At 50.7% G+C, this 16,288-nt stretch carries 14 protein-coding genes; 12 read left to right on the top strand and 2 right to left on the bottom strand.

The annotated features are described in order from the left end of the window. Positions 1-11: 11 nt before the first annotated feature. From AC1EKS_RS02810 to AC1EKS_RS02785, 6 genes are all read left to right on the top strand, one after another. Positions 12-1,355, top strand: a complete 1,344-nt coding sequence (locus AC1EKS_RS02810) for an MFS transporter (protein WP_481010196.1) — start codon at positions 12-14, stop codon at positions 1,353-1,355. A gap of 9 nt (positions 1,356-1,364) precedes the next feature. Then, complete coding sequence (gene aes, locus AC1EKS_RS02805; RefSeq protein WP_481008731.1) at positions 1,365-2,330, top strand: acetyl esterase; 966 nt, start codon at positions 1,365-1,367, stop codon at positions 2,328-2,330. Between the two features lie 71 nt (positions 2,331-2,401). After that, entirely contained in the window at positions 2,402-3,535 is a 1,134-nt protein-coding gene (gene caiA / locus AC1EKS_RS02800; RefSeq protein ID WP_481008730.1) for a crotonobetainyl-CoA dehydrogenase, read from the top strand. Between the two features lie 9 nt (positions 3,536-3,544). Further along, positions 3,545-4,756: an L-carnitine CoA-transferase gene (gene caiB / locus AC1EKS_RS02795; protein ID WP_481008729.1), complete on the top strand. Its 1,212-nt coding sequence runs from the start codon at positions 3,545-3,547 to the stop codon at positions 4,754-4,756. Then, complete coding sequence (locus AC1EKS_RS02790) at positions 4,746-6,326, top strand: AMP-binding protein (protein ID WP_481010195.1); 1,581 nt, start codon at positions 4,746-4,748, stop codon at positions 6,324-6,326. The genes caiB and AC1EKS_RS02790 overlap by 11 nt, the downstream gene beginning before the upstream one ends. 20 nt (positions 6,327-6,346) lie before the next feature. After that, the gene (locus AC1EKS_RS02785) at positions 6,347-7,225 is read left to right on the top strand and encodes a MaoC/PaaZ C-terminal domain-containing protein (protein ID WP_481008727.1); all 879 of its coding nucleotides are present in this window, start codon (positions 6,347-6,349) and stop codon (positions 7,223-7,225) included. Between the two features lie 60 nt (positions 7,226-7,285). Here the strand turns inward: AC1EKS_RS02785 and AC1EKS_RS02780 are convergent, their stop codons facing one another. Beyond that, on the bottom strand, positions 7,286-7,915 hold the full coding sequence (locus tag AC1EKS_RS02780) for a TetR/AcrR family transcriptional regulator (protein WP_481008726.1): 630 nt from the start codon (positions 7,913-7,915) through the stop codon (positions 7,286-7,288). A 194-nt stretch (positions 7,916-8,109) separates the two neighbouring features. On the opposite strand from AC1EKS_RS02780, the gene AC1EKS_RS02775 reads away from it, so the two are divergent. The 5 genes from AC1EKS_RS02775 to AC1EKS_RS02755 all read left to right on the top strand — a co-directional run bounded on the left by AC1EKS_RS02775 (position 8,110) and on the right by AC1EKS_RS02755 (position 11,982). Continuing rightward, positions 8,110-8,871 (top strand): electron transfer flavoprotein subunit beta/FixA family protein, encoded by a 762-nt coding sequence (locus AC1EKS_RS02775; protein ID WP_481008725.1) that lies wholly within the window; start codon positions 8,110-8,112, stop codon positions 8,869-8,871. Between the two features lie 13 nt (positions 8,872-8,884). Continuing rightward, positions 8,885-9,754 carry an electron transfer flavoprotein subunit alpha/FixB family protein gene (locus tag AC1EKS_RS02770; RefSeq protein ID WP_481008724.1) on the top strand — a complete coding sequence of 290 codons (870 nt, stop codon included), beginning with the start codon at positions 8,885-8,887 and terminating at the stop codon, positions 9,752-9,754. Between the two features lie 2 nt (positions 9,755-9,756). After that, a complete protein-coding gene (locus AC1EKS_RS02765) occupies positions 9,757-11,052 on the top strand; it encodes an FAD-dependent oxidoreductase (RefSeq protein ID WP_481008723.1) in 1,296 nt (431 codons plus the stop codon). A gap of 1 nt (position 11,053) precedes the next feature. Continuing rightward, positions 11,054-11,350 (top strand): ferredoxin family protein, encoded by a 297-nt coding sequence (locus AC1EKS_RS02760; protein WP_481008722.1) that lies wholly within the window; start codon positions 11,054-11,056, stop codon positions 11,348-11,350. 68 nt (positions 11,351-11,418) lie between these two features. Further along, complete coding sequence (locus AC1EKS_RS02755; RefSeq protein ID WP_481008721.1) at positions 11,419-11,982, top strand: GNAT family N-acetyltransferase; 564 nt, start codon at positions 11,419-11,421, stop codon at positions 11,980-11,982. Between the two features lie 262 nt (positions 11,983-12,244). Here AC1EKS_RS02755 and AC1EKS_RS02750 read toward each other — a convergent pair whose 3' ends face one another. Continuing rightward, complete coding sequence (locus tag AC1EKS_RS02750; RefSeq protein WP_481008720.1) at positions 12,245-14,188, bottom strand: OPT family oligopeptide transporter; 1,944 nt, start codon at positions 14,186-14,188, stop codon at positions 12,245-12,247. Positions 14,189-14,502: 314 nt separating this feature from the next. On the opposite strand from AC1EKS_RS02750, the gene AC1EKS_RS02745 reads away from it, so the two are divergent. Beyond that, a complete protein-coding gene (locus AC1EKS_RS02745; RefSeq protein ID WP_481008719.1) occupies positions 14,503-16,281 on the top strand; it encodes a sodium:solute symporter family protein in 1,779 nt (592 codons plus the stop codon). Positions 16,282-16,288 lie beyond the last annotated feature (7 nt).

The following is a 16,288-nucleotide window of genomic DNA, read 5'->3' as shown; positions in this document are numbered from 1 at the left end:
AAGGAATCATTATGAAACTATTTGGAAGCGGCGAAGTTGCTGCCTTGGACCTTTCCCGGGGTAGACGCGTAATGCTGTTGGTATTAGTATCAATGGCCAGTTCAATGATTTATCTACCTCCATATATGAAAATAGTGTTTTATGACCCGTTAATGAAGGCATTGAACTGTACAAATGCCGATCTTGGGGTATTGACATCTGCATATGCGACAACTGCCTTAATTTGTTATCTGCCTTCAGGGATAGTGGCCGACAAATTTAGAATGCGAACTCTAAATGCTGCTGGATTAATTTCCACTGCCGCCCTAACATTTGTATTTGCCCTGCTTCCATCTGTTGGTACCCTGATGCTGGTTTTTGTGGCAATGGGGGTCACTACCATCTTGGTTTGGTGGGGAGTGCGCTTCAAGCTGGTAAGGCTGATTTCGGAGGAAGAATCCTATGGTCGCAACATTGGCGTTTCCTACGGTATATATGGAGCCGTGGGCCTCGTTTGTGGCTTTTTACAAATGGGAATTATTAGCCTGTTCGGGAAACAGTTCGACCTAGCAGTTTCAACCACTCTCGCAGTAATCGGGGGGTTGCTGCTACTAATGGGGATTCTTTCGATTTTCCTGGTACCTAAGTTTGTGGGGGAGATCGGATCTGCAGAGGCATCTGGTTTCGACTTTTCGATGGTACTGACCGCCTTGAAGATGCCGGTAGTTTGGTTGTCCGCCGGAACCATGTTTTTCGTTTACTTCTATTACACCGGGGTTGCTTACACTACGCCTTACCTGCAAAACGTACTTGGCGCATCTCTGGTTGTAGTATCTTTCGTCTCTATCGTTCGTACTTACGCGGTAACCCTGATATCAGGACCAATCTTTGGAGTAATCACTAAACGGATAGGCTCTCCTTCAAAGGCCATTATTGGGGGTTCTGTGATCGTAGTTTGTGGGATGCTTTGCTTGATGCTTCTGCCCCACAAAGCTAGTTTCGCGGTATTCGGGGCTATCGTTACCATTTTGCTTGGTTTTGTGGCTAATGGTGCCTACGGTGTTGCTTCATCCCAGCTATCGGAGGGTAAGGTTCCAATCTCAGTTTTCGGTACAGCTACAGGTCTCCTCTCAGTTATCGGTTTCGCCCCTGATACGTTCTCTTCTACGTGGTTTGGGGTGCTTATCGATAAACACGGTAACGGAGCATATCCGCAAATTTTCTTGATCCTCGCAGCTTCAGCTCTACTGGCGGTGCTATTTGCTGGTGCCCTGCTACTTTATGTGCGTAAGAATAAGGTCAAGCTGGAACAAGTGGAAGAAAAACTCGGAGAATCCGCCTTAGAGGACGAGGCCCATTCAAAGAAGAACAACTAAGGAGAAGTTATGGTAAACAAACTTGATGTACCACATTTGTGGTCGCAAGAGACTGAGCGCGCGGTAGCAAAGCAAGAAGAATTAGCAAAGGGAGTCTATTCCACGGATCAGTCCTTTGAAGAAATGAGGATTGCTTACAACAAGGAACGGGCATACTGGAACCAAAATCCCCCTGAAATGGTGGACGTACGCGATGACACGGTCCCGACCGATACAGGCGAAGTTAGAATCAGGCAGTACCGACCGGTTGAGGCGAAGACGCTTCCCTGTGTCATGTTTTTCCATGGCGGCGGCTGGGTGCTGGGCAATCTTGATACCCACGATCGAATGGCCAAATTAATCGCCAAGGAAACCGGTGCAGCTGTGGTAGCGACTGATTACTCGCTATCGCCAGAAGCTAAATATCCGCAACCGATCGAAGAGGCAGTAAAGGTTTTTCATTATTTGCAAGAAAACCATGAAGAGTGGGGAATAGATCCACGGGATTTCTCAATTACTGGGGATTCCGGCGGGGCACATATTTCTCTTGCCACCTTCTTGGCCTTGCGAGAGGAAGGAATAAACCTTGACGATATCCGCTCATTGCTGCTGTTTTATGGGTGGTTTGGACTAAATGACTCAGTAAGCGCCCGCCTGCTAGGTGGCTGGTGGGATGGACTCACCCAGGATGATTTTGATTTCTATAAAAGTTTAGCTTTGAAGGATATGTCCGAGACTAAACAACCCTACGTTGATCTTTTCCGCAACGATCTGACCAAACAGATGCCTCCAGTATATTTGGCGGCCGCAGAGCTGGATCCTTTACTGGACGATTCCCGGCTGCTCGCGAAAATACTGGAAGCGAATAAGTTACCAGTGCAGCTAGATGTGTTTGCAGGGACTATCCACGCCTTTTTGCATCATTCCAGGATGCTGAAAGCAGCGAACGAAGCTATCGAAAATGCGGGTAAGTTCTACCAGAAATTTGCCCGGTAAAACCAGAGGTTTCTTGGGCACTGGAAAACTTTCCAGTGCCCTAGAAACATCCTAATTGAAAGGAGAGATCATTGGAGTTCTCACTGAATGAAGATCAACAGATAATGGTTGATGCTTTTCGCGAAGTTATGGAATCTAGAGCTTGGGAAACCTATTTTCACGAATGCGACCAAACCCATACCTACCCGGAGGAATGGGTCAAAGCTATCTGCGAGGTTGGTTTTGACCGGATAACGATTCCCGAGGAATATGACGGTCTAGGTTTGGACTGGGTCACCATGACCGCGGCCTATGAGGAGCTGGGGCGCTTGGGAGGCCCCACCTACGTCCTCTATCAGCTACCGGCGCTAGAGACCGTTTTGAATAACGGCACCGACAAGCAAAAGGAAACTGTTCTTGCCTACCTGGGTACCGGTAAGCAAGTACTGAACTATGCGATGACTGAACCGTCAGCGGGTTCGTCTTTTGATGATATGCGGACCACCTACACTCGCCGCGATGGGAAAGTTTACCTAAATGGTCACAAAACTTTCCAAACTTCGGGAATGCACGTCCCTTACATGGCGGTAATGGCATGCGACAGTGAGGACACCAGTAGATACACCGAGTGGTTTGTAGATATGTCTAAACCCGGCATAACCAAGGAGCCACTAGAAAAACTCGGTCTCCGCATGGATTCATGTGCCGAGCTCTATTTTGAAAACGTTGAACTAGAGGAGTCCGACAGGTTTGGAGAGGAGGGAGGTGCCTTCCGTCGTGTAGTCGGTGATTTTAACCTGGAGCGCTTCTTAGTTGCCTTAACGAATTACGGAACGGCTTATTGCGCCTATGAGGACGCGGCGCGGTATGCCAACCAGCGTGAACAAGGAGGTAGCACAATCGGAAAGTACCAGTTGGTTCAACTGAAGTTTGCTGATATGAAAGTAAAACTAACCAACATGAGAAATATGCTCTATGAAATTGCCTGGCGTCACGATCAAGGTTTGCTCGGACGCGGCGAGGGTTCTATGGCTAAGTACTACTGCTCGCATGCAGCATTCGAAGTGGTAGACGAGGCTTTACAGGTACTGGCGGGAATAGGTATTGCAGGTGAGCATCGAGTACAGCGGTTCTGGCGTGATTTACGGGTAGACCGGGTTTCTGGCGGAACCGACGAAATGATGATTCTGGACACTGCCTTTATGGCGCTGCGTCCTTACCGCTAGGGGAAAGAAATGAATACAGAAAAGCCTTCATTCGGAGCGCTTGATGATGTAAGGGTTCTGTACTCCGCAGTCGAAATTGCCGCGCCAACCGCCGCAGCAATAATGGGTGAGTGGGGAGCGGATGTGACCTGGATGGAGAATATTTGGACTGGTGACTCCATGCGGGACACCAAGTGGGTCAAAGAAATGGAACGGCGAAATATGCGCTCTCTTTCTATCCATCCCTTTACTTCCGAAGGCAAAGAGGTACTCCTACGGCTTATCAAGGACACCGATATTTTTATCGAGGCATCTAAAGGTCCGGTATGGAAACGTAAAGGAATTACCGATGAGCAGCTGTGGGAGGTCAACCCCTCTCTAGTTATCGTGCATGTATCAGGTTATGGTCAGTGGGGTGACACATCAAGAATTAACACCGCTGCCTATGATCTCACGGTAGCTGCTTATGCCGCTTTGATCGCGCAAAATGGAAGCCCCGAACAGCCTATGAACATTGCTCCTTACGGCGCGGATTACTTTAATGCCTTGATGATTATCGCCGCCAGTTTGGCAGCCTTGCACAAATCGCGATTAACAGGGCAAGGGGAAAGCATTGACGTTGCCATGTATGAAACTATTCTTCGCGTTGGAACCTACTACATGATGGATTACCTAAATGAAGGGATAACATACCCGCGTCCTGGTGCCCGTCATCAAAACCTTTGCGCTATTGGCGAGTGGGAATGTAAAGATGGTTTCATTGGCCTTTGCGTATATGGAGTGCCTCAGAACAAATATCTGCTTGAGACAATTGGGCTGGGCGATTTATGGGGCAGTGCCGACTATCCCGAGGACACGTCTGCCCTATGGTTGGACAGTCCGCAGGCTGATTTGATTCAGAGAAAGTTAGAGGAATATCTAAAAACACAGTCTAAATTCGAGGTCGAGAAAGATTTCTCTGCCCACAAGATTGCGGCGCAGGTGGTCAATGAGTTCGATGATCTACTTAGTGAGCCTCATGTTAAGCAGAGAGAATGCTTTATCGAATGGGATAACGCGCAAGGACAGGTAATCAAGGGATTGAACACTGTCCCGAAGTTTACTAATAATCCTGGTGGTTTCTGGAGGCCGATGCCTGCTTTGGGCGCCGATTCCAGATACGTATTGGAACGCGCCGGGTTCAGCGCGGAAGACATTGAACGTTTTAAACAGTCCGGCAATATTCGATTCGATGGGGAGTGAACAGGACACGGCCCAAATTGTAGGCGCGCGTAATGATTCAGCTATGTTTGACACCGCTAAGGAAACAACGATTAGGGATATCTGGCGACAACAGTGCAGTGCCTTCCCTGAGCGTCATTTCTTAGTATTCGTCAATACTGACACTCAAGAATCTGTGACCTACAGTTATCAAGAGTTTGATCATCTTACCGAGCAATTCGCGGCCTTGCTTGGCGAGCGCGGGTTAGGAAAGGGGGATCGTTTATGTGTCTATCTAGATAACTGCGTCGAATTTCTGGTCGCGCTACTTGCTGCTCCCAAAAGTGGGGTGGTGATCGTACCAGTAAATGCAGCTTCGACAGTTAAAGAGTTTTTCTACATTGTTAACAAAACTCGGCCAAGTCTGGTAGTTACGCGACGAGACTACTATCGAAAAGCAGGGCTATCCGATTTTTCTCCCCCAGCCATACTGATAGATGATCATGGGGAGAACTCTTTACTAGGTGAGCTGGAAAAAGCTAATAAAACAGCGCCGGCAACGGAGGTCGAACCGCTTGATCTCTGGGAGATCATGTTTACTTCCGGTACTACTTCGTCTCCCAAAGGAGTAATGCTTACCAACGCTAATGCAGTTTTTTCTGGTTTGTATGTGAATTGGGAGTTGAGCATGACTTATCGAGACCGCTACCTGACTTCGATGGTGGTTTCTCATGTCAACTTCCAACTCTCAGCGCTAGCCCCGGTGATTACCGCTGGTGCAACGCTGGTTTTACAGTCTCGCTATTCCGCAAAACGATTTTGGGAGGAAACTCGGGTTCGTCACGCGACATTAGTGCAGGGTATGGCCATGATCGTGCGGACAATGCTCCGCCAGCCGAAAAAGTTGGAAGAGCAGGAGCACTGCGTGCGAGACATGCACTATTTTCTGCCCGTAACGATTGGGGAAAAACAAGAATTTTGTGCTCGATTCGGGGTTACCTTATTGAATAACTATGGGTTAACCGAAAGCCTAGTTGGGGTAATAACTGATTGGCCTCACACAAAGCGACGTTGGCCCGCGATTGGCAAAGTTGGCCCTACTTATCAGGTACGTTTGGTGGATTCACAGGGAGAGGAAGTTTCAGGTAAAGAGGGCGGTCGTATCGAAATTCAAGGAACTCCCGGAATTAATTTGATGGCAGGTTACTGGGAGGACCCGCAAGAAACTAGGCGAGTACTCTCTAAGGACGGATGGTTAAGAACTGATGACTATGCTTTGCAAGATCGGGACGGATGGTACTACTTTCTAGGGCGGGACTCGGATCTTATTAAACGAGGTGGGGAAAATGTGTCTGCGGCAGAAGTCGAAAATGTTTTAATGCAATGCCCAGGGGTGCGGCAAGCAGCAGTCATCGGAGTGCCGGATAGTATTCGAGACCAGGCTATCAAGGCATTTATTGTATTGGAGTCAGGAGTCAAATATAGGCAAGAGGAAATCATTAGTTACGCGCAAGAAAATCTTTCATATTACAAAGTTCCCAGTTTGGTGGAATTTCGCAGGGAACTCCCGCAAGGAAATTACGGCAAAGTTGCAAAGAATAAGTTGGCCTAAAACAAATTCAAAGGAGAATCATGGCTCGCATAAAAACAGAAATGGTAGGCAAAGAGTTCGGTCCCTTCATTCGGGACTACAATTTCCGTGATCTTGAGTTATTCGCCTTAGGATGCGGAGCAGGTATTGATGGAAAAGAGGGACTGGAATATTTAAACGAGGGTGATCCCCGTTCCCCCAAGCTCAAAGTACTTCCCATGTTCGGAGCAATGCTGATTGTCGATCAAGAGGTAACTCGCACTATCGATTATGGGTATAACTATGCCGGGTCTTTGCATTGGGGTTTTGATATTCGCTTCGAGCAGCCAATTACCAAAATGTCCGACCGCTTAGAAACCAGAGTAGTACTGCAAGGCCTATTTGATCGGGGTGAAGGAAGAGGTTTGCTAGCGCAACATGTAGGAAGAACCTATGACTCAGACGGTAACCTTCTTTTCACTAACGAGTCCTGGGATTGCCTCATTTATGACGGTGGCTGGGGTGGCCCGAAAGCACCAAAAGACTTGGTTGAGATGCCCGAGCGTCCTGCCGATATCGAAGTTACGGAACGCATTCCCGAAAACCAAGCTCTAATCTATCGACTTTCCGGTGACTGGCATCCTCAACACATTGACTGGGAGTATGCCAAGGAGAACGGGCAGCCGCGTCCTATTTTGCACGCAATCTCATATGCCGGTATGGTCATGCGCCACGCCATTGCGCAATATTTCCCAGGAGAACCGGAGAGGATAACTCGCTTCAAGACGCGGATTACCAGTCCGGTACTTCCGGGACAAGTTCTGAAGACTCAGTTGTGGCAGGTAGGATCCGGAGAGTTGAGATTCCGTCTCGTTGATGAGGATGCGGAAGTAACTGGCGCAAAACCCCATTTGAACTGGGGAATTATTGAGTTTAAGTAAGAAAGGGTGTCGCTGATCGGGGGTCGTGTTCCCGGGTAGGAATCTATCCCGTGAAACTGGCTACGAAACTAGGCGTTTATGGTCAGAATGGAGGTCTCGATGCAAGGAGAGTTGGTCTTCTACCACCGATTCCGCGTATTCGTGGAACTCGGTTTTGAAGCAATCAATATTTGCAGGATCCAGGCAAAAAGCTCGCATCAGAACCGAGCCCTCAACTGCATCCAACAAACGAGTGATCGACTGGTCGCCGGGAATAATTCCTGCTTGTTTAAACTTCCACAGTTTGCTGCGCAGCTGAGAAATCGGTTGATCGTAGGTAATCGAATGAATCTTGGCGATCACCGGTTGATCGCTGGAAGCCATTTCCACAAAGATTCGGCGCACGGCCTGGGAAAATTGGCCAAAGTAGAGATCCAGTCGGTACTCAATTTCATCCAAAAGGAGGTCTTGGACGGTGTCACCAGTAGGAACGTGTTCGTTAACTAGGTGCTCGAACGCGGAAATCAGCAGGGTTTCGCGGTTACGGAAGCGGTTGTACATGGTGGATTTTCCTACGCCAGCTTCTTTTGCCACCTGGGTAAGATTGAAACCCGCCCACCCAGATTGTCCATATACCGTTAGGGCAGCGCGAAGAATTTTTCCATCAGCAAGTGTGTCGCGGGGGCGACCTATCTGGGGCTTCGGTGTCACCAGATCCTCCTCAAAGTGGCTAGCTACCCTCACCGTAGCACAGGAAATGCACGTTCTGGCGGAAAAAAATTTTATTACCAAACTAATTGTAAAAACGAAAAACCCGCGATGCAAGAGCGAGGTAGCAGTGTCATTAGACGGGCTTTCCCGTAGGCATGCCGTCGCGAAAGCATCACCTATGGAAGGAGAAAAACGTGAGTATTGTAGTTGCGTATAAATACGCGGCAAACCCACAGGATGCACTGGTAAAAGACGATGGAGAAGTCGATTGGAGTCGCGTTAAACCGGCACTTTCAGATTATGATCCGGTAGCGATAACTGTCGGTCGTAGTTTAGCTGATACGGTAGGTAGCGATTTGGTGGGAATCTCTGTCGGTGGCAAGAGCGTAGGTTCGTCTATGGCAAAGAAGACAGCCTTATCTCGTGGATTAGATAGGGCATTGGTTGTCGCGGACGAGGAGACCGCCAGCTGGAACGCAAGTAAAACAGCATCTGCTTTAGCTGAATTAGTTGTAAAAGTTCCGGACGTGGAACTGGTGCTAACCGGGGATTCATCAATAGATGAGGGGGCGCGCATCACCTCCGCCCTTATTGCTGGCTATTTGGGTTGGCCTTGTTTCCAAGATGTGTGCGCCGTGGAGCCTGCAGAAGCGGGTTATCGCGTTAGTCAAATTGAAGCTGGAGGTGTAAAAGTTCTCGAGGTTTCTACTCCAGCGGTGTTGGCTATGAGTTCGGATGCGGTAACGGTAAAACCCCCTGCGATGCGGGAGGTGTTAGCCGCTAACAAGAAACCCTTAGAGGTTGTTTCGATCTCAGACCTGGATATTGCCTCGATCGAACCAGAAATTCTAGGCTCCAGCAAACCAGAATCTAAGACGCGTAAACAGAAAATCTTCTCTGGCGAGAATGCAGCTTCCGAGTTGATTGCTGCACTACACTCCGAGAACGTTCTTTAGGAAAGGAAAAGAAATGTCTGATACCTGGATTATCGCTGCCGGTGGCGCAATTTCTTCGCTGGTAGAGATGGGTGAGAACTATGGCGGGAAAATTAATGTGGTACTGGTTGGAGATGCGGATATTAAAGGCGTGGATCGGGTAATTCATATTCCCAAAGCTCCCGATCAGCCGGTAGAAACTTTAGCTCCCGCAGTGGCAGCTAGTGTGCAACCTGAGTCGGAAGATATTATTCTGGCTGGTAACACCGCCGGCGCGCGGGTGTTAGCTGGTGCGGTAGCCGCAAAGCTTGGGGCTCCGATATTTTTCGGGGTTCGAAAAGTTATTCCCGGTGAAATAACCGTTGCCCGCTACGGGGGAATAACCTTGCAAACTTACCGAATCAACGGACCGGCCGTAGTAGTCATGGATGGGGGAACTGAAACCGAGGGAGATACCCCAAACATTGAGGAGGGATCTACTGCTTCTTACGAAGTGCAAGTACTTTCGGTAGACAAAACTGAGAACGTAAAAACTCCTTTGGGGGCGGCGCGTAGGGTTGTTGCTGCTGGTAGAGGCTTTAAAAATGCTGAAGACTTAAAGCTGATAGAACAGTTCGCAGACACTATAGGTGCCGAGGTTGCCTGTTCACGTCCGCTTGCTGAAGGAGCTGGTTGGTTAGAACGTGACCGTTACGTAGGAATCTCTGGGCAACATATTACCCCCGAGCTATATGTCGCTGTTGGAATTTCAGGGCAACTCCAACACGCTGCAGGAATGTCTAATGCGGATACCGTGGTAGTTATCAACAATGACGAGCAGGCTCCATTCTTCAAACAGGCAGACTACGGTATTGTTGGGGATTTATACGAGGTACTACCCGCCCTGACGGAGGCAGCTAGATAAACATGAGCGTGGAATACGATTTCGATGTCATTATCGTAGGCGGCGGCGTCGCCGGAACGGTATGTGCCTACCTATTAGCAAAAGCCGATCACCAGGTATTATTGATTGAGCGTGGCTCGGAAGTAGGGGCTAAGAACCTTTCGGGCGGGGTGTTTTACTGCCAGGTAATGAACCAGATTTTTCCGGACTTTATTGAAAAAGCGCCCCTTGAACGAAAAATCACCAAGAACATTTTGTCGTTCCTGAACCCGAAGTCTGCGGTCAACGTGGAGTATTGGGATCAGCGCCTAGCAGAACCAGTTAACGCCGTCAGCGTTTTGCGCGCCAAACTGGATCCTTGGCTGGCGGAACAGGCCGAAGAGGCCGGTGCCACCATCATGCCGGGCATGAAAGTTGATGAACTGGTGCGCGAGGACGGGAAGTTCTGTGGGGTACGCGCCGGAGAAGACACCGTTTACGGCAAAGTAATCGTGGCCGCTGACGGGGTGAACTCCTTCCTGGCGCAATACGCCGGGATTCGCCCCCAAGAACCCCTCGCTCACTTGGGGGTGGGGGTAAAATCCGTTATCCATTTGGGCGAAGAAACGGTTAAAGAACGTTTCAATCTGCAAGAAGGGGAGGGCGCCGCCTACCAAATGGTGGGGGACTGCACCCAGGGGGTAGCTGGCGGCGGTTTCCTGTACACCAACCGGGACTCGGTTTCTGTCGGGATCGTGGCCATGCTAGATGACCTGAAGAAAAAACAGCTATCCTCCTCTGACCTGCATGATCATTTCTTAAAGCATCCCTTTATCGAGCCGTTCCTACGGGAAGGAAAGTTGCTCGAATATGGCTGTCACCTGGTAGCCGAGGGCGGTAAAGCCATGCAGCATGGGCTGGTGCACGATGGGCTGGTCTTAATAGGAGACGCGGCCGGATTTACGCTTAACACCGGGTTCACGATTCGGGGAATGGACTTGGCGGCCGGATCTGCCCAGGCTGCCGCCAGCGCCATTGATGCGGCACTGGAAGCGGAAAACTTTAGCGCGTCCTCCTTAAATAAATATCTGGAAAACTACCAGTCAACTTTCGTAGGCAAAGATATGGAAACTTTCGCCAAAGCTCCCCAGTTCCTGCACAATCAGGAACTGTATGGCCAGGTAGGTGAGCTCGCGGCCGATATCCTCCACGGGATCTATAACCTGGATACCACCCCGCGAAAACGCCTATTACCGGTGGCGCGGGCGGCGCTAAAGAAATCACCACTTAGTATCCGCCGCCTGGTGAAACTTGGTTTACAAGCAGTGAGGTCGATTTAAAATGACTAAATATCTTCCCGAAAGCGTGTCCGAGAGGCTCACCGCCAATATTTACGAGGTTGACGAAGAAGAATCCCATATTTCTATTGACCAAGAACTTGCTAAAGCCACGGGTGCCGGAAAACTTTTAGAACGTGTTTGCCCCGCTCACGTTTATACTGCTCGCAAGGATGGCTCGGTTGATATTGAATACGCGGCCTGTCTGGAATGTGGCACCTGTCTGGCAGTAGCTCCTCCGGGAGTGCTCAACTGGCATTACCCGCGCTCCATGATGGGGATAATGTACCGGGAGGGATAAGTGCCATTTATTTGGAAGTAGTCCGCGGAAGTCTCCCCTAGAAACAAAAAATAAATATCCTTAAAGATATGAGCACCGCTATGCAAATACGCCGAGCTGAAAGCGCGAGCGATATTCTCGATATTTTTGCAACCCGCCTCGCGGTTTTCCACCTGGAACAAGGAATCTCCCTTGACCTAGAAATAGACGATATCGACTTTGCTAAGGGAACCATCCACCTTTTAGGTGAAGATGCCTCCGGCACTATCGCGGCCGGACGGATTTCCCCACCGAAAATCGGGATTCCCGCCGACCTCGCAGAAATGTTTCCTCAGTTACCGCGGGACACTATAACCGGGAATTTAGGACGTTTCGCCGTACTTCCCGCAGCCCGCGGGTGCGGTAACGGTAAAGAACTGGTACTCGGCGCCGAACGTTTAGCGCTTAGCAGCTGGGCGAATTCCGAGGGTGGCGGGACACTGCTACTACAAGTCGCAGCCCAAGTGCCAGTTATCGGGTTCTATCAAAAGCTTGGTTACCGGCTAGTTACTTCCCGCGACCCGTACCTGGATGCTGGAATAGAACATCGTGACCTGGTGAAGCTGGTGGAGCCGCAGGCCAGCGTAGTGCAGTTCCCTGGTCGCTGGCTATAGATGCCTGCGTGCCCCCAATACACAGATCAATAAGAGCGTCTGGGGCTGGTGACGCGCGGAAAATCGGTTTTTCCTCCCGCCCAAGAATTTGGAAAACGTGGCGACGTTTTCCAAATTCTTATGCCCACCGCGCCCACTCGGATAAAACCGATTCCCCGCGCTTTCCTCGCAAGCCTCCGCGCAGCAACGTGGGTGTTAACTGTATGCAGGCTATGAGTACGTAAAGCCGCCTCTCGGGGGGGGGCGATCTACTTGGTCGGCTCTAGGCCTCGGTCTGCTGCTTTGAGTAGCGGTAGCCGTAGGCGGCTAAAGCCACGAAGATAACTAGCCCCACTAGGGAGGACACACCCGACCAGGAATCAGGCACGATAGCCAGTGGCTCCTCACTGCCGGTAGTGCCCACAATCGCGGCATAAACCACGCCCCATAGACTCTCGCCTACGATCAAACCGGTAGCCAGCAGGGTGCCCATCCGGGAGGCCGCCTCCGGGTTCTTGCGAGTTTTTGCCCAACGATTATAGAGAACTCCGCAGGTAGCACCAATTGGAATCAGAATAGTCAGGGTGATAGGCAGATACATTCCCATCCCCACGGCGATCGGAGGCAGCGAATAACGGGAAGTGGTGTGCTTTAAAATCTCGTCGATCAGGATGATTGCTACCCCGATTAAGGCCCCTAGTCCCAGGAGACTCCAATCAATGTCGCCCCCGAATACCCCCTTGGTAAGCTCCGAAATCAAGGATGCTTGCGGCGCGGCCAGCGCATTATTGCCGGCTCCCGGAGCTCCTTGGAATCCAAAGGCATTATTCATCAGGTGAAGTACTGGAGGAATAACCAGGGAACCAAAAATCACCCCGATAATTAAGGCAACCTGCTGTTTCCAGGGGGTGGAGTTAACCAGTTGCCCGGTTTTTAAGTCTTGGAGGTTGTCATTAGAAATAGTGGCGATCCCGAAGACGATAGCGGCAGTGAATAGGGTATAGGCAACTAGGGTCTTAGGGTCACTACCAGTAGGCACTACTGCCTTAATTACTAGGGCAGTCAAGATTGCTACTAGGATTCCCACTCCGGAAACGGGGCTGTTAGAGGAGCCGATTAGGCCCGCCATATACCCGCAGACGCTAGCGACTGCTAACCCGAGAGCCAAAATGAACAGAATCGACAAGAAAATCAGGCCACCGGTGTGGTGTTCCAAAGGGGTGCCTTTTAGGAACAGCCAGAGCAACACCCCAATGGGAAGCATCAAAGCAAGGGTGATGCCTACGACCCAGGCGGGGGAAAGGTCGCGTTCTTGGGCCGGTACTTCTACCCCCGCTTTACGCCTGCGGGATGCAGCCAGGGATTCCCGCATGCCTCGGATAATCGGAGCGATGATTTTCAGGAAAGTCCAGATAGCGGCAATCGCAATAGTCCCGGCGCCTACGAAGCGTACGTCACCAGAGAAGACGCTTTGCACGCCCTCGGCAAAATCTCCGGTGCCGAGCTGGCCGGAAGAAAAGTAGGGGAGCAGCACCCCATAGCTGATTAGCATGCCGGTAACCATGGCGATGCCGACCCCCAGGCCGACCAGGTGGCCGATTCCGATTAAGGCTAGGGAAAGGCTGGTACCGACCATGGTTCCCCCGGCTCCAACTTTGAAAGCGGTGGTCACGCTGGAGAGCGCGATTTTCAGGTTGGTGAGCAGGGAAAAGAATGCCGAGGAAATCGCTCCCCAAATAATCACGTGCAGGCCGCGGCGGTTATCCGCGGCGCCTTCGTGAGTGTCGCCTACTTTGAGGACTTCTGCTGCCGCTACCCCCTCGGGAAAAGCCAGGTTAGAACCTGTTACCAGGGCGCGGCGCAGGGGAATAGAGTAGGTGACTCCCAAGATCCCGCCGAGGGCGCACAGGGCAGCAGTCGTCCAATAGGGGAAGCCGCTCCACCAGCCCACCATAATTAGGCCAGGCAGCACGAAAATGATTGCCGATAAAGTGCCAGCTGCCGAAGCGATAGTCTGCACGATGTTGTTTTCTTGAACGGTATGATCCTTGAAATACCGCAGAATCCCCATCGAAATAACTGCCGCCGGAATCGAGGTGGCGAAAGTAAGCCCCACTTTCAGCCCTAGATATACATTCGCGGCGGTGAAAATTAGGGTGATAATGCCCCCGATGATCACTCCGCGAATAGTGAGTTCTTTTACTTTTGTTTTCGATTCAGTTGTCATTACTGGGCGATCTCCTTGGTGAAATACACCAAAAGGATACGACCCAGAGCAAGATATTGAAAAATCAGGATTCTTGGGGGAGAGAGAAAGTAGCACCAGAACCTAAAGTAAAGCTTGGGAAGCAATGGGGGGAGTGTAAAAGCCAGCGGCCATGTTCAAAACTGTTGTAAAAGATTAGGTAAAATCTACTTTTTAGGGTTAGTTTTCACATTATAGTGTCAGATAGCCGCCAAAGCCCCGGGCGATTCCCCTCTCGGAAATTTCCCTAAGCTGTGACGGGATAATGATGTCCTAAATTTAGCAAGGGGGAGGGAATGATCCACCCGATACTATTGATGCCCAATGAGGCAACCACCCTGATTGAGCCCAAGTTTTACGACTATTTCCCAATTATCGTGTACTTCACGTTCGTAGTGGCCGTGGGGTTCATGATGAAGCGGAAAGCCAGCTCATCTGATGAATTCTTGACCGGTGGGCGCTCTTTGCCGGCCTGGGTAACCGGCCTGGCATTCGTGTCCGCAAACTTGGGCGCAGTTGAGATTATGGGAATGAGCGCCAACGGCGCGCAATATGGTCTGCCTACTTTCCACTATTTCTGGGTAGGCGCGATTCCCGCGATGCTATTCCTAGGCGTAGTGATGATGCCGTTCTATTACGGTTCGAAAGTACGTTCGGTTCCTGAGTTCATGCTCAAGCGTTACGGCACCGCCGCGCACCTGATTAACGGGCTTTCTTTCGCCCTCGCTCAGCTGCTAATCGCCGGGGTAAACCTGTACCTGCTCGGTAAAATCGTTAACGGAATGTTGGGAATCCCGCTATGGATTTCCTTGGTTATCGCGGCATTGATTGTATTGACCTACATCAGCATCGGCGGCCTGGCAGCTGCTATCTATAACGAGGTGCTGCAGTTCTTCGTAATTGTAGCCGCGCTGTTGCCGGTTACTTTGATTGGCCTTTACCGTGTAGGCGGATATCAGGGACTAACCGAAAAGATCACCAAGTGGGCGGGCGAAGCGACTAAGCCCGTCTATCAGGATCCAGCTAACCAGCTGCATTCTTGGCCGGGTACTTTGCTTTCCGGGTTTAACTCCCCAGCGATGTCAGTGTTTGGTCTGGTTATGGGGCTTGGTTTCGTTTTGGCGTTCGGTTACTGGACCACTAACTTCGTCGAGGTCCAGCGCGCGATGGCCTCTGACTCGATCGCTGCCGCGCAAAAGACTCCGATTATCGGAACCTTCGTAAAGATGTTTATTCCCTTCCTGGTGATTATTCCAGGTATGGTAGCGGGGGTTTTGATTCCCGAAATCGTGCGGCTTAAAGGCGGACCGAAATATATGGGGGTAGGCAAGGAAGCGCTCGCGAACCTGTCCTCTCACGTTCCGGCTGGCTATGAAGTTAGCTATAACGATGCCATGTTGCTGATGATGCGGGATTTGCTGCCCAATGGTCTACTAGGTTTGGCAATCGCCGGCCTGTTGGCCTCCTTTATGGCAGGTATGGCGGCGAACGTGTCTGCGTTTAACACCGTGTTTACAGTCGATATTTATGAGGCCTATTTCAAGCCGAATGAATCCGATGAGCACTATTTGAAAGTAGGCCGCAACGCCACCGTAGTGGCCTGTACCGTTGCGGTATTTACGGCGCTGATTGCTTCGCTGTACCCCAATATTATGGATCTGCTGCAACAGTTGTTCTCCATGTTCAACGCGCCGCTGTTCGCCTCGTTCATTATCGGTATGTTGTGGAAGCGGGCAACGCCCTCCGGCGGTTGGACAGGTCTGCTGTTCGGTACTTTAGCGGCACTATTTGTCAACGTTTTGTGCTGGAACAAGGTTTTAGAGTTGCCCGGACAAGGCCAAGCATTCATCGCTGCTGGTGCCGCGTTCGTAGTGGGCGTGTTGGTAAACGTGCTAGTTTCCATGTTCACCAAGCCCAAGGATTACCGCGAACTGGAAGGGTTCGTCTGGTCGCTTACGCCGAAAGAACGCCGCGTGGATCCGAAGCTCCACGAGTTGCCGCTGCTGCGCCGTCCAATTCCGTTAGCGATTGTGGCCGGAGTGCTCGTGATCGCCTTGAACTCGTTGTTCCACTAGGGGGAGG

It is taken from the genome of Varibaculum sp. C0165D1, assembly GCF_056590355.1.
This window is presented reverse-complemented; position numbering and strand designations above follow the sequence as displayed.

Bases quoted from the DNA above. Each gene is read 5' to 3' on its own strand.
- AC1EKS_RS02745 (WP_481008719.1), top strand. From the start codon at position 14,503: ATGATCCACCCGATACTATTGATGCCCAATGAGGCAACCACCCTGATT.
- AC1EKS_RS02750 (WP_481008720.1), bottom strand. From the start codon at position 14,188: ATGACAACTGAATCGAAAACAAAAGTAAAAGAACTCACTATTCGCGGA.
- AC1EKS_RS02760 (WP_481008722.1), top strand. From the start codon at position 11,054: ATGACTAAATATCTTCCCGAAAGCGTGTCCGAGAGGCTCACCGCCAAT.
- AC1EKS_RS02765 (WP_481008723.1), top strand. From the start codon at position 9,757: ATGAGCGTGGAATACGATTTCGATGTCATTATCGTAGGCGGCGGCGTC.
- AC1EKS_RS02770 (WP_481008724.1), top strand. From the start codon at position 8,885: ATGTCTGATACCTGGATTATCGCTGCCGGTGGCGCAATTTCTTCGCTG.
- AC1EKS_RS02755 (WP_481008721.1), top strand. From the start codon at position 11,419: ATGAGCACCGCTATGCAAATACGCCGAGCTGAAAGCGCGAGCGATATT.
- AC1EKS_RS02790 (WP_481010195.1), top strand. From the start codon at position 4,746: ATGGGGAGTGAACAGGACACGGCCCAAATTGTAGGCGCGCGTAATGAT.
- caiB (WP_481008729.1), top strand. From the start codon at position 3,545: ATGAATACAGAAAAGCCTTCATTCGGAGCGCTTGATGATGTAAGGGTT.
- aes (WP_481008731.1), top strand. From the start codon at position 1,365: ATGGTAAACAAACTTGATGTACCACATTTGTGGTCGCAAGAGACTGAG.
- AC1EKS_RS02810 (WP_481010196.1), top strand. From the start codon at position 12: ATGAAACTATTTGGAAGCGGCGAAGTTGCTGCCTTGGACCTTTCCCGG.
- AC1EKS_RS02785 (WP_481008727.1), top strand. From the start codon at position 6,347: ATGGCTCGCATAAAAACAGAAATGGTAGGCAAAGAGTTCGGTCCCTTC.